The 19,224-nt window shown below is 40.2% G+C and carries 17 protein-coding genes; 5 read left to right on the forward strand and 12 right to left on the reverse strand.

Features of this window, described 5'->3' with window-relative positions:
* The first annotated feature begins 391 nt into the window (after positions 1-391).
* Positions 392-1,561, forward strand: a complete 1,170-nt coding sequence (locus ACWXWT_RS00755; RefSeq protein ID WP_456039712.1) for a TonB family protein — start codon at positions 392-394, stop codon at positions 1,559-1,561.
* 19 nt (positions 1,562-1,580) lie between these two features.
* On the opposite strand, the gene ACWXWT_RS00760 is transcribed toward ACWXWT_RS00755, so the two are convergent.
* The 5 genes from ACWXWT_RS00760 to ACWXWT_RS00780 all read right to left on the reverse strand — a co-directional run bounded on the left by ACWXWT_RS00760 (position 1,581) and on the right by ACWXWT_RS00780 (position 6,671).
* Positions 1,581-1,925, reverse strand: a complete 345-nt coding sequence (locus ACWXWT_RS00760; RefSeq protein WP_456039713.1) for a hypothetical protein — start codon at positions 1,923-1,925, stop codon at positions 1,581-1,583.
* Between the two features lie 306 nt (positions 1,926-2,231).
* Entirely contained in the window at positions 2,232-2,690 is a 459-nt protein-coding gene (locus ACWXWT_RS00765; RefSeq protein WP_456039714.1) for a CBS domain-containing protein, read from the reverse strand.
* A 103-nt stretch (positions 2,691-2,793) separates the two neighbouring features.
* On the reverse strand, positions 2,794-4,533 hold the full coding sequence (locus tag ACWXWT_RS00770) for a GNAT family N-acyltransferase (RefSeq protein ID WP_456039715.1): 1,740 nt from the start codon (positions 4,531-4,533) through the stop codon (positions 2,794-2,796).
* Between the two features lie 13 nt (positions 4,534-4,546).
* Positions 4,547-5,449, reverse strand: coding sequence for a UDP-2,3-diacylglucosamine diphosphatase (locus ACWXWT_RS00775; protein WP_456039716.1), 903 nt, complete (start codon positions 5,447-5,449; stop codon positions 4,547-4,549).
* Positions 5,450-5,639: 190 nt separating this feature from the next.
* Complete coding sequence (locus ACWXWT_RS00780; protein WP_456039717.1) at positions 5,640-6,671, reverse strand: Glu/Leu/Phe/Val dehydrogenase dimerization domain-containing protein; 1,032 nt, start codon at positions 6,669-6,671, stop codon at positions 5,640-5,642.
* Positions 6,672-6,945: 274 nt separating this feature from the next.
* Here ACWXWT_RS00780 and ACWXWT_RS00785 point away from each other — a divergent pair, with 274 nt between their 5' ends.
* Positions 6,946-7,386, forward strand: a complete 441-nt coding sequence (locus ACWXWT_RS00785; protein WP_456039718.1) for a DUF4826 family protein — start codon at positions 6,946-6,948, stop codon at positions 7,384-7,386.
* A 55-nt stretch (positions 7,387-7,441) separates the two neighbouring features.
* Here the strand turns inward: ACWXWT_RS00785 and ACWXWT_RS00790 are convergent, their stop codons facing one another.
* From ACWXWT_RS00790 to ACWXWT_RS00815, 6 genes are all read right to left on the reverse strand, one after another.
* Complete coding sequence (locus ACWXWT_RS00790) at positions 7,442-8,578, reverse strand: ribosomal protein uL16 3-hydroxylase (RefSeq protein WP_456039779.1); 1,137 nt, start codon at positions 8,576-8,578, stop codon at positions 7,442-7,444.
* 93 nt (positions 8,579-8,671) lie between these two features.
* A complete protein-coding gene (gene purB, locus ACWXWT_RS00795; RefSeq protein ID WP_456039719.1) occupies positions 8,672-10,042 on the reverse strand; it encodes an adenylosuccinate lyase in 1,371 nt (456 codons plus the stop codon).
* Between the two features lie 39 nt (positions 10,043-10,081).
* Positions 10,082-10,714, reverse strand: a complete 633-nt coding sequence (gene hflD / locus ACWXWT_RS00800) for a high frequency lysogenization protein HflD (protein WP_456039720.1) — start codon at positions 10,712-10,714, stop codon at positions 10,082-10,084.
* Positions 10,715-10,717: 3 nt separating this feature from the next.
* Positions 10,718-11,836: a tRNA 2-thiouridine(34) synthase MnmA gene (gene mnmA, locus ACWXWT_RS00805; RefSeq protein WP_456039721.1), complete on the reverse strand. Its 1,119-nt coding sequence runs from the start codon at positions 11,834-11,836 to the stop codon at positions 10,718-10,720.
* A gap of 234 nt (positions 11,837-12,070) precedes the next feature.
* Positions 12,071-12,544, reverse strand: a complete 474-nt coding sequence (locus ACWXWT_RS00810; RefSeq protein ID WP_456039722.1) for an NUDIX hydrolase — start codon at positions 12,542-12,544, stop codon at positions 12,071-12,073.
* Between the two features lie 32 nt (positions 12,545-12,576).
* Positions 12,577-13,287, reverse strand: coding sequence for a pseudouridine synthase (locus ACWXWT_RS00815; protein WP_456039723.1), 711 nt, complete (start codon positions 13,285-13,287; stop codon positions 12,577-12,579).
* A 359-nt stretch (positions 13,288-13,646) separates the two neighbouring features.
* On the opposite strand from ACWXWT_RS00815, the gene ACWXWT_RS00820 reads away from it, so the two are divergent.
* Positions 13,647-15,872 (forward strand): NADP-dependent isocitrate dehydrogenase, encoded by a 2,226-nt coding sequence (locus tag ACWXWT_RS00820; protein ID WP_456039724.1) that lies wholly within the window; start codon positions 13,647-13,649, stop codon positions 15,870-15,872.
* 149 nt (positions 15,873-16,021) lie between these two features.
* On the opposite strand, the gene cspD is transcribed toward ACWXWT_RS00820, so the two are convergent.
* A complete protein-coding gene (gene cspD, locus ACWXWT_RS00825; RefSeq protein WP_456039725.1) occupies positions 16,022-16,228 on the reverse strand; it encodes a cold shock domain-containing protein CspD in 207 nt (68 codons plus the stop codon).
* A 196-nt stretch (positions 16,229-16,424) separates the two neighbouring features.
* Here cspD and clpS point away from each other — a divergent pair, with 196 nt between their 5' ends.
* Positions 16,425-16,733 (forward strand): ATP-dependent Clp protease adapter ClpS, encoded by a 309-nt coding sequence (gene clpS, locus ACWXWT_RS00830; RefSeq protein WP_456039726.1) that lies wholly within the window; start codon positions 16,425-16,427, stop codon positions 16,731-16,733.
* Between the two features lie 39 nt (positions 16,734-16,772).
* Complete coding sequence (clpA, locus tag ACWXWT_RS00835) at positions 16,773-19,031, forward strand: ATP-dependent Clp protease ATP-binding subunit ClpA (RefSeq protein ID WP_456039727.1); 2,259 nt, start codon at positions 16,773-16,775, stop codon at positions 19,029-19,031.
* Positions 19,032-19,224 lie beyond the last annotated feature (193 nt).

Here is a 19,224-nt window from a genome sequence, read left to right on the forward strand (position 1 = left end):
GAATCAAACATGTTGAGTTGAGTGGATGTTACCTTGTAAAAATCAGTCACTTGGCTTGCTGTGGGTCATTAATGAGGATACGTTCGCATCTAAGTATGATGAGCACGATTTTATAATGATGAATTTGCACATGACCATGATTTGATACTACTGTAACCCAATGAATAAACTAGACATATAAAATAGCAAACAGGCTCCGACAGATACGAGCAACCGTATTTTCTTCATTTTAGTGTCAGATTAGCTAATTCGAAGGGACATAAGTCCTTTATTGCATGTAAAACTAAAAACGGTTGTAAAGACATATACTAATCACAACGTAGGTAGACATAATATAATGGTCTGTTAATATTATTGATGACTTATTGAACTATGGAGTAAAGGACTAAAAATGAATAAAGGACTAAAAATGAGTAAAGGACTAAAAATGAATAAGGGACTAAAAATGAATAAAGGACTGTTTTCATCGCTATCGCTGGCCACTCTTCTGATATGCAATATTTTAACAATATCGAAATCTGTTGCAGAAGAAGCCAACTTCAAAGAAGTTTATCAAGCTTATAATGAAGCATCAAACAACAATGACAACCAAGAAACTCTTCGACTTGCTCAATTAGCATTTGAATTAGGTAAGCTCCAATTCGGTGAGATGAGTGTTGATAGTGCAAAGTTGGCGATGAATTGGGCCAAGGCGTTAACTTCGACATCTAAAGAAGGTAATCAAATAGAGGCTCATGACAAGCTACAAATGCAGGCCGAAGGTTTATATGAATACGCACTGAAAAATTACAGAGAGGGGTTGGCAAACAGTGCGGTTGAGCTTATCGATCCGATTACGCGACTTGCTGAAATTACCCAAGATGACAAATATGCTAAAGAGTTACTTGATGAAGCCATAGATATAGCAGATAAAACCAACAATAGTCTGGTTGTTGCAGATGTTAAAACCATAGCATTTAACCGTTTGTCAAAAACAACGTTTTATAATAAAAAAGTGCGAAACTACGCATTTGATGCCTATGATATTTATGCTGCTAAGTTGCCAGAAAATGCAGTTAAGCGAGTGAATGCAACGTATATTGTTGGTACCCTAAATATTAACATGAATAATAATGATGACGCCGAAAAACACTTATCTGAAGTTATAAAGCAGTATAAAGCTTTGCCTTATAGCCATCCTTATGAATTAAGTGCTCATGCATTACTCGTTAGTCTTTTTGAACAACAAGGGCGCAGTGAAGCGGCTACTGAGCATTGTGTAGCAATAGGCAAAATGACGCCATGGGATGATCAACAAGAACAAACCCCGTTATTTAGAAAGTCACCTAATTATCCAATGTCATATGCGAAACAGCGCAAAAATGGTTGGGTGCAAATTGAATTTACAGTCAATGAAAATGGATTTGTTAAGTCGCCTGAAATAATCGATTCACAAGGTGGTCGCAAATTTGAAAAAGAATCAATAAAAGCACTTAGTCAATGGCGTTATGCGCCTAAGTTTGTTGATGGTAAGCCCACTTCAGCAAAGTCGACAGTGAGACTTGATTTTACCATAAGCTAATAAACGTTAAAGTGCTAGGTTAACCTAGCCAATACAAACTTAGCATCCCTAAACACGCTATGACAAAGCTAGTTTCTATCATGAATTGGCTTTGTTGTAGCTGTTTTTCACCTTGCTTTAAAATGGTGACCAATTGATTTTGTTTGTAAATCCGGCAGGATACTAATTCTGTTTGTGGATCTATAATTAATTGAAAACGAAACTTTTTTCCATTGTTAAGCATGACATCATGCATGCTTTGTTGTCCAAAGTTGAACTTGCGGGACACAACCTTACCATTAATGAAAACGCGTTCAAGTCCACACCAATTGCTTGCTTGTAATTCAATATTGTCTTGATTGAGATCATAAGTAAACTTAATCATAATGCCCTCCCTTCACATATAATGGCGTACTCGTCATATAATAAAAGCAGAGTCATATGACAATTTCCAGTACAAAAATATGAACAATTTGCGAAAAAAAGCTATCTAGTTGGCTAGCTTGAGAATATTTATTTTTAGTCGAACCTATTGCATAAAAACCTTTTATGTACGTCACAATATGAGACGTTTATGAGGACGCTAGGTAAGGGTAATGAGATGTAAACTACAGCAGAGTGAGTGTTGATAATAGACTGGATAAAGTGTTTAGGATGATTTACGCTTAACTAACAACAACATGATTTTTATTTAAGAAATATAAGCATTCAATAGATCTTTCCAAGTAATAATACCCACAATAATATTGTTTTCTAGCACGGGTAAACAACCGATATTGTGGTCTAAAATTAGCCTACTAGCTTGATTTATATCACAATGAGGGGCGATGGAAAATGGTTTTTTTGTCATGACTTGATGTACCCTTTTATGTAGGGTTTCTGTGTCTCGGATTAGTTCAGCGGCTGTACCTATATTAGGGCTTAGTGCCCGCAGAAAGTCTCTGTGAGATAATATACCGCTCAGTTTATTTTTATCATCGACAACAATTAAGTGATGAAAACTGACATTATCAAAAATCTCTTTAGCTAGGCTCAGCCGGTCATCCATTTCAATAGTGACAATTCTGGTTGTCATGATGTCCGCAATGCGAATATGTTTAGGTGCTTTTGTGTCCAATGTATCTGATAACATATCTGTAGACGTTGTCATAAGCGATTCCCCACGTATTTATTCTTTTATATCAGATAAATATTCGTGTAACAATCATTTAACGGCCTATGACGACTGCTATTTACATTAAGCACTTGCCTAGTCAAGATGCAATTTTGTTTTCGGGTAGGTGTCCTGCTAAGTATTTTTGATATTTAATTGGTTTTAATTGATGGATATCGACTAAGACTAAACCATCGATACAGTCACCAAATTCAGCGTCGATACCAAAATCAAGAAACTGTACACCATGATTGTCACACAGCTCGCCATATTGCTTAAATAATGTCGGTACAGATACACCCATATTTGCTAGTGTCCGTTTGAGTATTTTAAAGTTATCAGCATAATTAGCACCACAGAATAATTGATGTAATTGATGTTGACGTTCGTCGGTGAAGTGGTAAGAGTTAAATGATGTTGCGAGCACTTGAATTGTAGAAAAATGATGCTGGTAAAAGAATACCAGCATCTCTTTAGCTTGCACGGGTAAACCATCACTTAGCGATACAGGGCCAAATAAGTAGCGGTATTGAGGGTTTTTAACTAAAAATGCGCCAATTCCCTGCCACAAATATTCTAAACTTCGGCGACCCCAATATTTAGGTTGGACAAAGCTGCGACCAAGTTCGAGGCCTTGATCAAAATAAGGGGCGAACGCATCGCGATATTCAAAGAGTGATTGGCTATATAAAGCATTTTCACCAACGGTGTCATGGATCATTTTTGCACTGGCAAAACGGTAGGCACCAACAATTTCTAATTCATCTTTATCCCATAATACTAAATGGAAATAGTGATTATCATATTTATCGGTATCACGACGTTTGCCGGTACCTTCACCCACGGCTCTGAAGGCGATTTCACGAAGCCGACCAATCTCACGCATAATTGCACTGCTGTGAGTATGCTTATATAAATAGATTTGTTTATTGTCTTGGGTTTTACCTAGCAATTCGCATTGTTGTAATGCTTGTTGTAGCTCACTGCGTTTTTCTGGATGAGCAATGGCATTTTGGGTAATGAATAACGGACTGCGATTTTTACCAATGCGGTATAAATGATTTTTAAGCAGATTCACTTTGGTTTTAAGTGGGAAATCTTGAGTGCTGACAACTTCTTTTGCAATCAATTGGCCAATCCGTAATGGCATGACATGATCCATTTGTTTAAACATTTCTTTGACCAGTAATAACGTCGCTAATGGTTTGTAAATCATTGAAGCGCCATAAAAGGTGGCAGAGTTTTTCGCATCCACATACATAGGTAAAAGCGGAGCATTACAGGCGCGAGCCATTTTTAAAAATCCGCTGTGCCAATGTAAGTCGGTGACACCAGTTGGGCGTAAACGCGAAACTTCACCTGAGGGGAAAATCAATACCGCACCTTCATTTTTGAGGTGGTGATGAATTTCATTTAAATGTTGTTTAGGTGTACCACCTGTCATGTTACGTACTGGCAATAAAATGGAGTGAAGTGGTTTAATGGCCATAAGTAATTCATTGGCAACGACTTTAATGTCTGGGCGAACTTGACTAATTAATTTAATTAGAGCTAACGCATCTAATGACCCTATTGGATGATTCGCGTAAATGACTACACGTCCTTCAATGGGAATATTTTCTATTTCGTTATTGGGGACGCTGTAACTGAAATTTAAACAGGCAAGAATTTGTTCAACAAAATCGACCCCGGATAAATGCGCGTGTTCATTAGCAATGTCATTACACTGCTTTTCATGAAGTAAGTAGCGCAACATCGCTTTGGTTGGTGTTGCTAACCAAGGCTTGTTATGCACATTTGGTAGGTTTTTTTCGACCACATTATCGACAGTAAATATCATATTTTAGCCTTATTTATGCAACATGCTGTTTTTGGGGCGTGATGATTGATTTGGTTTCTGAAGAGCTGAAATAAATCGTGTTTACGACGGTTGCTTGTAACGTCTGTTCGTCCCACTTGAGTAACTGCACATTGCCAGTTTCGGTTTCGGCAATTAAAGTGCAATTTTCAACCCAATCACCGTCATTGGCATAAGTAATGGTGCGATGGTTAATTGTGTGCTGGGATAATTCTGGCTGGTGGATATGACCACAGATGACCATATCCACCTGTTGTTTTACCGAATAGCGCAATACAGCATCACGATATTGATTAATGGCTTGTTGGGCTTTATTTACTCGGAGTTTAATATAACTGGCTAGTGACCAATATGGATATCCTAGGCGGCTTCTTACCTTATGTAATTGGCGATTCAGCCACAATAATACATCATATAAATGGTCACCTAATTTGGCATAAGCTCTGCTCACACACACTTGTGAGTCGAATTGGTCTCCATGCAGCATTAGAAAACGTTTGCCGTTAAGGGCTTGATGAATATGCTGCTTGGCAAGGGTGATACCTCTGAAATGACTGTCGGCATAAGCTTTGAAAGCTTCATCATGATTACCTGGTATATAAAATACTTGGGTGCCATTACTGGCCAGTTCGAGGATTTTTTGTATCACTTTATTGTGGCTATCAGGCCAATAAACGCGTTTTTTTAATGCCCATATATCGACAATATCGCCAACCAGATATAAATATTGGCATTGACTATGATTAAGGAAATGTAATAAGAATTCGGCCTTGCAATCAATGCTGCCTAGATGAACATCCGAAATCCACAGAGCACGAAAGTGCTGAGTTTTCTCATTATGGGTTAAGTGAGATAAAGGTTGCCGTTGCTGATTACTTTTGTTGCTGTGTGAGATCATCAGTCATTCACCCTAATACACAGGTTGCGTCAGTGTTGATTTAGAGTAGGGCTGTTATTTGACACTAAGGTGAACGATTTGTTGCAACTTGATTAAACTTGTTGGCTTTTGGTGGGCAAAAAAAAGGGAAATGCATTGGCATCACCCTTGAATATTTAGGCGTTAAATAGCCCAATATAAAGCGAATTAACTATCTTGCTGCATCTATAATAGCTTTAGCCATTTCATCGGCAACAGAGCCTGTAGTACGGTCTTCAGCATCTGCACGCTCAAAGATAGTCAGTAGAGTGTTGTAAATTTGCTCAACCTTGGTAGTTGAAGCTGCTGCATCGTAGTGTTTTTCAAATGATACATTAATAATACCACCCGCATTAATCACGTAGTCAGGAGCATACAAAATACCCATTTGCTTAAGCTTTTCGCCGTGACGTACTTCAGCTAACTGGTTATTAGCGCAACCTGCGATGATAGAGGCTTTTAATAACGGCAATGTGGTGTCATTAATCGTTGCACCTAATGCGCATGGTGCATAGACATCGACATCTTGTGTGTAGATGTCTTGTGGTGCTACGACGGTTGCACCAAACTCAGTTGCAACACGGTCAAGAGATGCTTGGTGAATGTCGGTAACAATGAGCTCAGCACCTTCTTTGTGTAAATGCTTGCACAGATAATAGCCTACGTGTCCTACACCTTGAACTGAGATTTTAATGCCTTTCAGGCTATCAATGCCGCGCTGATGTTTTACGGCGGCTTTTATACCTAAATAGGTGCCTAATGCAGTTAAAGGTGAAGGGTCGCCAGACTTTCCTTCAAGACCTGCAACAAATTCAGTTTCACGGCTGGCAATCATCATGTCTGATGTTGAAACGCCGACGTCTTCAGCTGAATAGTATTTGCCACCTAAGCTGTTTACAAAACGACCAAAGGCTAAGAATAATGCTTCACGGTCTGTGGTCTTAGGGTCTGCAATGATAACTGCTTTTCCGCCGCCCATAGTTAAACCGGCAAGTGCGTTTTTATAGGTCATACCACGAGAGAGACGTAATACGTCTGTTAAGGCTTCATCGTCCGATTGATAGTTCCACATGCGGCAACCGCCAACAGCGGGTCCAAGGTTGGTATTATGTACAGCAATAATGGCTTTTAAGCCACTTTGCTTGTCATGACAAAATACCACTTGTTCGTGTTCATCGAACGAAACATGATTAAAAACTGCCACGTGTAATCTCCGCTTGTTAATTAAAGTTCACGCACCTTGTGTTAATTGATGACAAAAGGCACAAACGACTGCTTGTTATATTTATTGCAGCACGATAGCATTTAGCGATACTCTCAACAAAGCATGATTTGGTTATTTTTGTGATTGATGTGGCAATTTAGCTTGCCACTTTACGTAAACGTAAGGTTACTTGTGTTACATCAGTGTTTTTAAGATTGAATGTCAGGTGTTTTTTTATTCTAACCTGTAATATAACAATAAGATAGGAAGTATTATGACTGAAGAAGTGGTTGAAACCGTTGCGCAAACAACAGAAGACCAAGAAGCATTAAGACAGGAGTGGGTACGAACTCAGTTTCAGAAAGCCAATCGTTTTTTAGCTGAAAAGGGTGTTATTCCAAGTAAAGTACTTGCCGAGGATAGTCGTTATCTAGCGCCTTATTTAGCCATTTGGAAGATGGAATCGAAACAACCTAAGAAACAAACATTTTGGGTGATGTCGGGTGATTTACCTTCTGACTATGTTGATGTCAAAGTGGCGACAACAGCCCGCGAAGCGATTAGACATTTTTCAATGATGTGGCAACTTAAAGCAGAAAATTTGCATAAGTCTGGTGCGACAAAAGATGCAACTCAACTCAAATTTGCGCAGTTATTGGTGTCCCGCGCAGAAAGCCTTTATAAAATACACCAAGATGAAAAACTCTGGGGTTAGTCGATACTCAGAAAACAAAAAGGCACTTTGGTGCCTTTTGTGCTTTATGGATTCATTATTCTTCTTCTGCTAAATAATACAAACCTTGGTTGATAAGTTGAGTCAGGGTTTCGAGTAATGGTTTACATTGAGTCAGCTCACTGGCTTGTTCTGGTGTTATACACACATTGTTGGCCAAGAGAAGTAGGGTTTGTTCACTGACTTCAGATAATGAATATACTTCACCATTAATAAATAGGCGTGGCTCAATATCTTGTTCAAGACGTAGCACTTTTAAACCGCCAATACGTTGAATGATAGCGCCTTGTTCAATTGCGTCAATGAGGTCATCACTACTAAGTGCTTCTTCTCCTTCACACACATCTAGTTCGAAGCGGTTTTGGCTGAGTAATTTACCTAGCATGGTTTGGTATGCTTTTGGATCTTGTGCCAGTTGCACTAATAAATCCATTATACCTTGTTGGTGAGTTTGGCTAATAACACCAGGTGACTTGGGCTCGTCTTCGGAGGTAAAGCGTTTATTGCCTAGATTATTGTCAATAAGGTTGTCTGCAAGTTCAGTTAATAATTCTTGCTGGCTTGGAGCTCTAAAGCCAATCGAGTACGACAACGCAAGCGATAATGTTTCGCCGCAATGTGGGTATCCTGGTGGAATGTACAGTACATCGCCTTTTTGTAATACCACATCGATGATCGGTTCAAAGTCATCAACTAGCGGTGAGTTAGGGTTATCACCGCGGCGCTTATGTAGACCTTTGTCGCCCACTTTCCAACGACGTTCGCCATCGCCTTGAATGATAAACACATCGTAGTTATCAATATGCGGCCCAACACCACCACCTGGCGTGGCAAATGATGCCATTAAGTCATCAAAACGCCAGTCTGGTAAGAATCGAAATGCTTCAACCAATGGCTGAGAATCAGGATACCAATGGTTGACGGCTTGAACTAATAGCTGCCAGTTGTCTTCACCAAATTGGTCGTAGTCTTCAAATGGGCCATGAACAACGTCCCAGTCATCACCTTTTGTGACCACCACGCGTGACGATATTTCTTCTTCACAGGCTAGGCCGGCAAGTTCATCTGCGGCGATAGGATCTTCAAAGTCGATAAAAGCCTGTTTGATCACAAGTGGTTTTTGTTGCCAATGCTGTTTAATAAAAGCTTGGGTATCAATATTTAATGTGTACATCATTGACCTCAGGTCGAGATAATTAACGAGTGGTAATACAATAAAAAAGCGGTCACATATGCGACCGCTAATGGAATGTATAAGCTTATAGGACTATTTTAGTTCATCAACAAAGGCTTCTGCACGGCCAATGTAGTTTGCTGGAGTCATTTTTTTCAATTCAACTTTAACGTGTTCTGGCAATTCAAGACCATCAATGAATACTGCAAGTTGTGCGGCATCAATACGTTTACCACGAGTCAGTTCTTTTAACTTCTCATATGGTTTTTCAATGCCGTAACGACGCATTACTGTTTGTACTGGCTCGGCCAATACTTCCCAGTTTTTGTCTAGTTCAGCTAAAAGTTGTGCTTCATTCACTTCTAACTTGCTAATGCCTTTCAAGGTCGCTTGATAAGCAATTAACGAGTGAGCCATACCAACACCTAAGTTACGCAATACGGTTGAGTCAGTTAGGTCACGCTGCCATCTTGATACCGGTAATTTAGCGGCTAAATGCTGCATTAGCGCGTTAGCGATACCTAGGTTACCTTCAGAGTTTTCAAAATCAATTGGATTAACTTTGTGCGGCATAGTTGATGAACCAATTTCGCCAGCGATAGTGCGCTGCTTAAAGTGGCCAAGTGCAACATACCCCCAAATATCACGGTCAAAATCGATTAGGATGGTGTTGAAACGGGCAATGGCATCGAACAATTCTGCAATGTAATCATGCGGCTCTATTTGAGTGGTATAAGCGTTCCAGTTAATGCCAAGACTGGTGACAAAACGTTGTGACAACTCATGCCAGTTTACTTCTGGGTAGGCAGAAATGTGAGCGTTGTAGTTACCGACTGCACCGTTAATTTTACCCATAATTTCAACTGCGTTGATTTGGTTTAATTGACGCTCCAAACGTACCGCGACGTTAGCCATCTCTTTACCTAACGTAGATGGCGACGCTGGTTGGCCATGAGTACGTGACATTAATGGCACGCTTTTATTGTCATGAGCTAATTTTTTTATCGCGTCAATAATTTGTTGGCAATGCGGCACTAGCACTTGTTCACGAGCTTCTTTTAACATTAAGCCATGAGATAAGTTGTTAATGTCTTCAGAGGTACAAGCAAAGTGTACAAATTCATCAATCGCGACTAATTCAGCGTTATCGGCGATTTGCTCTTTAATAAAATATTCAACGGCTTTAACGTCGTGATTGGTGGTGCTTTCGATGTTTTTAACTCGTAATGCGTCTTGTTCACTAAAGTTATCTTTAATGCTGTCTAACAAGGCTAACGCGGTTTCGCTAAACGGGGGAACTTCTTCAATCTCTGGGCAGCTTGATAATAGCTTTAACCAGTTGATTTCAACTTGAACACGGTACTTAGTAAGACCGAACTCGCTGAAAATCCCTCTTAATGAGGCGGTTTTACTACCATAACGACCGTCTACCGGAGAGATAGCAGTTAGTGCGGAAAGATCCATTTGAAGCTCCTTGATGAACTTTGTTGTAGGGTGAATCGATTAATTGTTATTTTGGCTTTTTCTTGCGGTATCAAATATCGCTTTTCTAGCAAACACTAAGTGTCGACGCTTACCACCTAATTGGCGCCATAATACTGCACTGCGCATTGCAGCAAGTAGTAGAGCACGAATTTTATTCTGTACTATGGGTTGCTGAAGACAATCGGGATTACCCGATATCTGTAATTTAGGGCCTAGTTCACTAATTACGTCACTGTAGATACTGGCAAAGTTAGCTATGACTTGCTCGTCTGTTATCGCAAAGTGGCTAAGTTGACGATGCACCTGATTGATACGCTCGGCTAACATGCCCAAACCATTTGCTGAACGTACAAGCTTTCGTTCAAGGGTTAACACGCCGACTAAGTAACGAGTGGTTTCGACATCTTTATTTTTGCCATCACCGAGTTGGTTTTGAATGAGCTGATAGCCTTGGTCCAAAATTGTTTTGTCTGGGTACACGTCCGCTGTTGATTTAGGCTCTGTCACTAAAATAGTATTGAGCGTGGCCGCTAACGCTTCTTTATCGCTTTCGCCGTGGCGAGCTAAATACTGTACCTGGCCGATAGCCTGTAAAATACCAGCAAAGGCCATAGTGCGTTCAAACAAGATGTTGCCAGGAGTTTGACTCACAGTTTATCCTCGAATTAAGGTATCGATTATGCCGCCACCTAAACAAATGTCATTATCGTAAAATACCGCAGATTGGCCAGGGGTGACGGCTGCAACGGGTTGGTCAAACATCACGGTGATGTTGTCTGCGTCATCATAGGTAAGTGTACATCCAACATCATGTTGACGATAACGCGTTTTAACGGTGATGTGACTGTTATTAGCTGGCCCTTTACGATCAACCCAATGCAATTGATTAACCGTCATACCTGTTGACATCAGGCGAGGGTGATTCCCCCCTTGTGCAACAATAAGTACATTGCGGATTAAATCTTTCTCGACCACATACCATGGGTCTTCATTACTGTTTTTCAGTCCACCAATGCCAAGGCCTTTACGTTGCCCTAGGGTGTGGTACATCAACCCTTGGTGAGTACCAATCACTTCACCTTCAGCGGTTTCAATATCGCCTGGTTGTGCCGGTAAATAAGTCGCTAAAAAGTCGGTGAATTTACGTTCACCAATAAAGCAGATACCAGTACTGTCTTTCTTGTCGTGAGTAATGAGCCCCAGCTTTTGGGCTATTTCGCGTACTTGGTGTTTTTCTAGTTCACCCACAGGGAATAAACTGCGACTCACTTGTTCGTGGCTTAAGGTATATAAAAAGTAGCTCTGATCTTTATTACCATCAACGCCACGGAGCATTTCTACGCTACCATCGCTATTGTCACGACGACGAACGTAGTGACCCATGGCAATATAATCAGCATCTAAAATGTCGTCAGCAAATTCAAGAAATGCTTTAAATTTAATTTCTTTATTACACATTATATCGGGATTAGGCGTGCGGCCAGCTTTGTATTCTGCTAAAAAGTATTCGAACACGTTATCCCAGTATTCAGCAGCGAAGTTGACAGTATGCATTTTAATGCCTAGTTTGTCGCAAACTGATTGTGCATCTTTTAAATCATCAGCCGCCGCGCAATATTCATCGGTATCATCTTCTTCCCAGTTCTTCATAAACAGCCCTTCAACCTGATAGCCTTGCTGCATTAACAAGTAGGCTGATACTGAAGAATCTACACCGCCAGACATGCCGACAATGACTTTTTTACCGTTTGAAGTTGGGTTGATTGATGTCATAAATCCTAAAAACCTTGAAGATAGATAATGTGTATATTGTACCGAAACACCATTGTTTCAAGGCATTGTGCTAGTTTTTTGCTAGTCGGAATCCTGAAAGATGTTATGTGCGCATATTAGACAAATTAATTTACATAATGCCGAATAAATATGATATTTGTGCGGCGCGTATTCTATCATGCATTCGCTTAATGGGCTATCTTGAGGCTCATAGAAATAGCCTAAGACAAGCCATTAAAAGTAATCAACATTTAGTAATGTTAATGGGGTGTGCTGTGACGGGATCTTTTTTTCTATTTGCTGTAAATAATCTTCAATACTTTTTAACACTAGTGGGCTGCGAAGTTGGTTACCAATAGCGTTAATTTCAGTAAGACTAAGCCAGTGAGTATCAATTATGACATTATCGCGCGGTGTAGCATGTTGTTGTGTGGCCAGTTCGATACAAAATGTATAGCGTATAAAGGCTAAGTCTGCGGATGCACTAAATTGATAAATTCCCACTAAGGCTTGTGGTGTTAATTCAAGCCCTGTCTCTTCGGCTATTTCTCGTGCGCATGCTTCAACAAGTGATTCATTGGCCTCTAAATGCCCCGCGGGTTGATTAAATTTGGTTTCACCATTAATACATTCTTCCACTAATAAGAATTTACCTTGGCAGTGGATAACGCAAGCGACAGTGGTATTAGGTTTATAACGTTCGGTCATCCTTTTCTCCTGCTTTAGCCAATTATTGATGATTATTTGCGAGTACTGAGCACTTTATATTCGCCATTAGGTAAATCATCTAGACACCATTGACCTATTTTATAACGGATTAATCTTAGGGTTGGATGGCCAACATGAGCCGTCATTCTTCTCACTTGACGGTTTCTACCTTCGCAAATTTGAACTTCAAGCCAAGTTGTTGGAATTAATTTCCGTTCACGCACCGGTGGATTTCTAGGCCAAATATCAGGGGATGTCATTACACGGACTTTTGCAGGTAAGGTCATTCCGTCCTTTAACATTACACCATTAGAAAGGGCCTCAATGGCTTCAGTTGATGGCTCACCTTCAACTTGCACCCAATAAGTTTTAAAGGTTTTTTTATTCGGTTGAGTTATTTGAGCTTGTAATTGCCCGTCATTAGTCAGTAATAACAAGCCTTCACTGTCGCGGTCTAACCGTCCTGCGGCATATACATCGGCTACTGGAATAAAGTCTTTCAATGTTTGCCGGCCAGCTTCATCGGTAAATTGGCATAACACATCAAACGGTTTGTTAAATAGCACGATAACCGGATTTTCTGCGCGTGGCTTTTGTGATGGCCGCGTCGTTAGCTTATTTCGATTAACTGCACTTTTAGTGACATGATTGGCTGATGTTGTTGACACGGCCGCTTTGTTTGTCGATGTTTTTCTAAATGGAGTGAATTTACCGTTTTTTGACATAAAAGGTATGGTTAACATCCTTTGCTAATAAGAGTGAGTGATAAGTGAGCGAATATAAATTTACGGTAGTTTACTGCGTATTCGTCCTTAGTGGAATTTGAAAATTGTTAAGAATGATCTATGATGTTCGCCTAAAAATTGTGATCTGTACCTAATTTATCATTCTGGGATATCGGGTTTTGCCCCTTACTCTCACAGGTTTAGAACAAAATATAATAATAAATGGGATAGGGGATTTCACATTATTGGTGTATCAAATGGTATGCCATGGTTGCAAGTTAAGGTTTATTTGCAGGAGTGTTATTTATTAAAACCCGTTATTTGCTTACACAACTTATTCTAATAAATTATTAATTTACAATAATGTAGGAAATAAAATGAAAGATAAGACTCCAACAATCATATACACAGAAACCGACGAAGCGCCGGCGCTGGCCACGCTGTCTTTATTACCTATTATCCGTACATTCACTAACGCTGCAGGCGTAAAAGTCGAAACCCGTGATATTTCTTTGTCAGGACGTGTAATTGCTAATTTCCCTGAGAAATTAACCGCAGAGCAAAAAATTGCTGATGCGTTAACCGAATTGGGCGAATTGGCAAATCAGCCAGAAGCCAACATTATTAAATTACCTAATATTAGTGCATCGATTCCCCAGCTAAAAGCGTGTATTGCTGAGCTTCAAGCAAAAGGTTATGACATTCCTAATTATCCGGATGAGCCTAAAAATGACGCTGAACTTGAAACAAAGTCGCGCTACGACAAAATTAAAGGTAGTGCAGTAAACCCGGTATTACGTGAAGGAAACTCAGATCGTCGCGCACCTACGTCAGTTAAAAACTACGCTAAGAAAAATCCGCATTCAATGGGTAAGTGGGCGAGTGACTCTAAGTCTCATGTTGCTCACATGAACGAAGGTGACTTCTACGGCAGTGAATTGTCTGTGACATTAGCTGCTGCAGATAAAGTCAATATTGTGTTAAGCCGACAAGATGGCAAAGATGTTGTATTGAAAAGTGGTTTAGCGCTTTTAGCGGGGGAAGTTATAGATTCTTCCGTGATGAGTAAAAAAGCATTGGTAGATTTTTATGCCCGTGAAATTGAAGCGGCAAAATCAGAAGATGTTCTATTATCTTTACACCTTAAAGCCACCATGATGAAAGTGTCTGACCCAATATTATTTGGTCTTGCAGTTAAAGTGTTCTTTAAAGATGTATTTGATAAGCACGGGGCGTTATTTGCTGAATTAGGCGTAGATGTAAACAACGGTTTTGGTGATGTGTATGCAAAAATTGCCACACTTCCAGAGGCAAAACGCAGTGAAATTGAAGCTGACATTGCTGCTGTTTATGCGGCTCGCCCAGCACTCGCGATGGTTGATTCAGATAAAGGCATTACTAACTTGCACGTACCAAGTGACATTATTATTGATGCCTCTATGCCTGCCGCTATTCGTTCTTCTGGTAAAATGTGGGGGCCAGACGGTCAATTACAAGACACTAAAGCAATGATCCCAGATCGTTGTTATGCCGGTGTTTATCAAGAAACAATCGCTTTTTGTAAAAAGAACGGAGCCTTTGATCCAACGACAATGGGTAGCGTACCAAACGTAGGTTTAATGGCTCAAAAGGCAGAAGAATATGGCAGCCACGATAAAACTTTTGAGATCCAATCTGCTGGTACGGTTAACGTAATTAATCAAGCTGGCGATGTATTAATGAGCCATACGGTTGAAGCTGGCGACATTTATCGTATGTGTCAGGTAAAAGATGCACCTATTCGCGACTGGGTAAAACTTGCTGTTAAGCGTTCACGCTTAAGCAACACGCCTGCAGTATTCTGGTTAGACAGCAAGCGTGCTCATGATGCTGAATTAATTAAAAAAGTGACAGAATATCTTGCAGAACAAGATACTACAGGTTTAGACATTCAAATCATGTCTCCAGAAGATGCTACACGTTTCACATTAGAACGTACCATCAATGGTGAAGACACAATATCGGTAACCGGTAACGTATTACGTGACTACTTAACCGATTTATTCCCAATTCTTGAACTGGGAACAAGTGCAAAAATGTTGTCTATTGTTCCGTTAATGAATGGCGGCGGCTTATTTGAAACTGGTGCGGGTGGTTCAGCACCTAAGCACGTGCAACAAGTCGAGAAAGAAGGCCATTTACGTTGGGATTCACTCGGTGAGTTTTTAGCGCTTGCAGCGTCTTTAGAACACTTAAGTCAAACAACCAATAACCTAAAAGCGCAAGTGCTTGCAGATACGTTAGATGTGGCTATTGGTGAGTTTCTTGATAGCAATAAGTCACCTTCTCGTCGTGTAGGTGAACTTGATAACCGCGGCAGCCATTTTTATTTAGCGATGTATTGGGCACAAGCGTTAACTGATCAAACGGCTGATCCAGAGCTTGCTGCACACTTTAGTCCACTGGCTAAGTCGTTGGCGGAAAATGAAACGGCTATTATTGCTGAGTTGAACGGCGCACAAGGTCCTGCTGTCGATTTAGGCGGTTATTATCGTTTAGATGTTGTAAAAGCTGAACATGCCATGCGACCTAGTGAAACATTAAACCAATTTGTTGTAGGTTAATTTTTTTACAGGTTTAAGGTGATACATTTGATTATATAGAAAAATATTCTCCCATGTGACGCTAGATAAAACCTTTGTGGCAACATTTTTTAGTCAATAAAAAAGACAGGGATTAAAATCCCTGTCTTTTTGTTTTATAGTCTCACCAATTACTTTGTTGGTGAGATGGCTGAAGCATGCATTCCTTTAGGGCCTTGTTCAACTTCAAAACACACAGGTTGACCTGCTTTTAAGGTGCGATAACCTTCCATTTCAATAGTTGAATAGTGCGCAAATACATCTTCGCCACCCTGATCAGGGCAAATAAACCCGAATCCTTTGGCGTTGTTGAACCATTTAACAGTTCCGTTTGCCATACTTCCACTTCCTTCTGTTGTCTACTTACCAGTAAGATAGTAAAACTTATTATCCAGCGGTCTAGTATTCGCCGCCTAATAAACAGAATGAAATTTGTACGAAAAGAAGTCAAGAAGTAATTAACAAAAAAACAACATTTAATTAATTTAATAATATCAAGTGGTCGGGAACCAAACTAGAGGCTAGTATTAAACCATGGCTAAATTAGGTAGCGTAGAACATATTGAAGAAAAGGTTGAATCTGAACTGCAACCACCCCATATGTATAAAGTGGTGCTAAACAATGATGATTACACCCCGATGGACTTTGTGGTAGAAGTATTACAACGTTTTTTTGAAAAAAATGAACAGCAAGCTGTAGATATTATGTTAGCTATCCATAACCAAGGGAAGGGATTGTGCGGAGTGTTTCCATTTGGAATAGCAGAAACAAAGGTGTTTCAAGTAAATCAGTTTGCAAGAGAAAACCAACATCCGTTACTGTGTACGTTAGAGAAAGCATAAATCGGTTACACAGTCTGTGGTTAAATTTAGGGGGTGCTTATGCTGAACAAAGATCTGGAAGTCACCTTGAACCTAGCGTTTCAGCAAGCTAGAGATTCACGTCATGAGTACATGACGGTAGAACATTTATTATTAGCGCTGATTGATAATCCCTCTGCATATGAAGCATTAATTGCTTGTGGGGCGGATGTTAATCGTTTACGAGAAGAAGTGGCTAATTTTATTCAACAAACTACACCCATCATTGCAGAATCAACTGAAGAACGTGAAACCCAGCCTACTTTAGGGTTTCAACGTGTTTTGCAACGCGCGGTGTTTCATGTGCAATCATCAGGTCGCAACGAAGTCTCGGGCGCCAATGTGCTTGTTGCTATTTTTAGTGAGCAAGAATCGCAAGCGGTTTATTTGTTACGTCGTTGTGATATTACTCGCTTAGATGTGGTTAATTTTATTTCTCATGGCATGTCTAAAGAAGATGAATCCGGTGAAGCACAAGATCAGGAACGTATTGAAGATCAGTCTGAAAATACGGAAGACCGTAGCATGTTGGCGCAATTTGCCGCTAATTTAAATCAATTAGCACAAGACGGCGTGATTGACCCCTTGATTGGTCGAGATGCTGAAATTGAACGTGCAATTCAAACGCTTTGCCGTCGTCGCAAGAATAACCCATTACTTGTGGGTGAAGCAGGAGTGGGTAAAACGGCCATTGCTGAAGGATTAGCTTATCGTATTGTCAATAAGCAGGTTCCAGACGTTATGGCTAATGCAACCGTTTATTCATTAGATTTAGGCTCACTATTAGCGGGTACTAAATACCGTGGCGATTTTGAAAAACGCTTTAAAAGCTTATTAAAAGAATTAGCTGCGGATGAGCACGCCATTTTGTTTATTGACGAAATTCATACCATTATCGGTGCCGGTGCTGCTTCAGGCGGTGTGATGGATGCATCTAATTTATTAAAACCATTACTGTCCAGTGGCAAGTTACGTTGCATGGGCTCAACCACATTTCAAGAGTATCAAAGCATTTTTGAGAAAGACCGCGCTTTAGCGCGTCGTTTCCAAAAAATTGATATCAATGAGCCTTCAGTAGCCGAAACCACTAAGATTTTGATGGGACTGAAATCCAAATACGAAGAATACCATGGTGTTCGATACACCCAAGCAGCCATCAGTAGTGCAGCCAGCCTTTCGGCAAAACACATTAATGATCGTCATTTACCTGACAAAGCGATTGATGTGATTGATGAAGCGGGCGCGCGAATGGTGATGATGCCGCAAAGTAAACGCAAGAAAACCATTGGACAAGCCGAAATTGAAGCTATTATCGCTAAGTTAGCTCGTATCCCTGAGAAGTCGGTATCGTCGACTGACAAGGATATGTTGCGTAACCTTGAACGCAACCTCAAGATGGTAGTTTTTGGGCAGGACAAGGCTATAGAGAGCCTCAGTGCTGCTATACGTTTATCGCGCAGTGGGTTAGGTTCAGAAAAGAAACCTGTTGGTAGCTTTATGTTTGCTGGCCCAACTGGGGTAGGTAAAACCGAAGTTACCAATCAATTGGCCAACTGTCTCAATCTCAAACTCATTCGCTTTGATATGTCTGAGTATATGGAGCGTCACACCGTTTCGCGTTTAATCGGTGCCCCTCCAGGCTATGTAGGTTATGACCAAGGTGGCTTGCTCACTGATGCGGTGATTAAAAATCCACATTGTGTGGTGCTACTTGATGAAATCGAAAAGGCGCACCCAGATGTATTTAACTTGTTACTGCAAGTGATGGATCACGGTACATTGACCGACAATAATGGTCGTAAAGCTGACTTTAGAAATGTTACTTTGGTGATGACAACCAATGCAGGCGTACAAGAAACAATTCGTAAATCGATTGGTTTTAGACAGCAAGATCACACTCAAGATGCGTTAGCTGAGATTAACAAAGTCTTTTCACCTGAATTCCGTAATCGATTAGATTCAATTGTTTGGTTTAATCATTTGGATATGACCGTTATTGCTAAAGTGGTTGATAAGTTCTTAGTTGAATTACAGGCACAACTGGATGATAAACATGTCACGTTGGATGTCAGTGATGAGGCTCGGACCTTACTGGCTGAGAAAGGTTATGACAAGTCAATGGGCGCACGTCCAATGTCACGTGTTGTGACTGAATTAATTAAACGTCCGTTAGCAGATGAAGTCCTATTTGGTGTACTTGAAAGGGGCGGTATTGCGCATATTGATGTTAAAGAGGGTGAGATTCATATTGATTGTGAGTCACTAGAAAAAGTGTCTTAAGCATTCCATTTTAAAATTAAAAAAGATGACCTATGGGTCATCTTTTTTTTATGTGTTAATTGCGCCTAATATTAAATGGCAAAATAAGTTATCAACTCAGAGCATTTCTCGCTGTTCAATTTAATCGACATTGATTTATAAAATGGGTCACCCATTTGTAAATCAACACAAAATAATAGTGGAGCGTAAGAGG

This window comes from Shewanella sp. A22, assembly GCF_053850585.1.

Excerpts from the sequence above, each read along its gene's own strand:
- ACWXWT_RS00755 (WP_456039712.1), top strand. The coding sequence starts at position 392 with ATGAATAAAGGACTAAAAATGAGTAAAGGACTAAAAATGAATAAGGGA.
- ACWXWT_RS00760 (WP_456039713.1), bottom strand. The coding sequence starts at position 1,925 with ATGATTAAGTTTACTTATGATCTCAATCAAGACAATATTGAATTACAA.
- ACWXWT_RS00765 (WP_456039714.1), bottom strand. The coding sequence starts at position 2,690 with ATGACAACGTCTACAGATATGTTATCAGATACATTGGACACAAAAGCA.
- ACWXWT_RS00770 (WP_456039715.1), bottom strand. The coding sequence starts at position 4,533 with ATGATATTTACTGTCGATAATGTGGTCGAAAAAAACCTACCAAATGTG.
- ACWXWT_RS00775 (WP_456039716.1), bottom strand. The coding sequence starts at position 5,449 with ATGATCTCACACAGCAACAAAAGTAATCAGCAACGGCAACCTTTATCT.
- ACWXWT_RS00785 (WP_456039718.1), top strand. The coding sequence starts at position 6,946 with ATGACTGAAGAAGTGGTTGAAACCGTTGCGCAAACAACAGAAGACCAA.
- ACWXWT_RS00790 (WP_456039779.1), bottom strand. The coding sequence starts at position 8,578 with ATGTACACATTAAATATTGATACCCAAGCTTTTATTAAACAGCATTGG.
- purB (WP_456039719.1), bottom strand. The coding sequence starts at position 10,042 with ATGGATCTTTCCGCACTAACTGCTATCTCTCCGGTAGACGGTCGTTAT.
- mnmA (WP_456039721.1), bottom strand. The coding sequence starts at position 11,836 with ATGACATCAATCAACCCAACTTCAAACGGTAAAAAAGTCATTGTCGGC.
- ACWXWT_RS00810 (WP_456039722.1), bottom strand. The coding sequence starts at position 12,544 with ATGACCGAACGTTATAAACCTAATACCACTGTCGCTTGCGTTATCCAC.
- ACWXWT_RS00815 (WP_456039723.1), bottom strand. The coding sequence starts at position 13,287 with ATGTTAACCATACCTTTTATGTCAAAAAACGGTAAATTCACTCCATTT.
- ACWXWT_RS00820 (WP_456039724.1), top strand. The coding sequence starts at position 13,647 with ATGAAAGATAAGACTCCAACAATCATATACACAGAAACCGACGAAGCG.
- cspD (WP_456039725.1), bottom strand. The coding sequence starts at position 16,228 with ATGGCAAACGGAACTGTTAAATGGTTCAACAACGCCAAAGGATTCGGG.
- clpS (WP_456039726.1), top strand. The coding sequence starts at position 16,425 with ATGGCTAAATTAGGTAGCGTAGAACATATTGAAGAAAAGGTTGAATCT.
- clpA (WP_456039727.1), top strand. The coding sequence starts at position 16,773 with ATGCTGAACAAAGATCTGGAAGTCACCTTGAACCTAGCGTTTCAGCAA.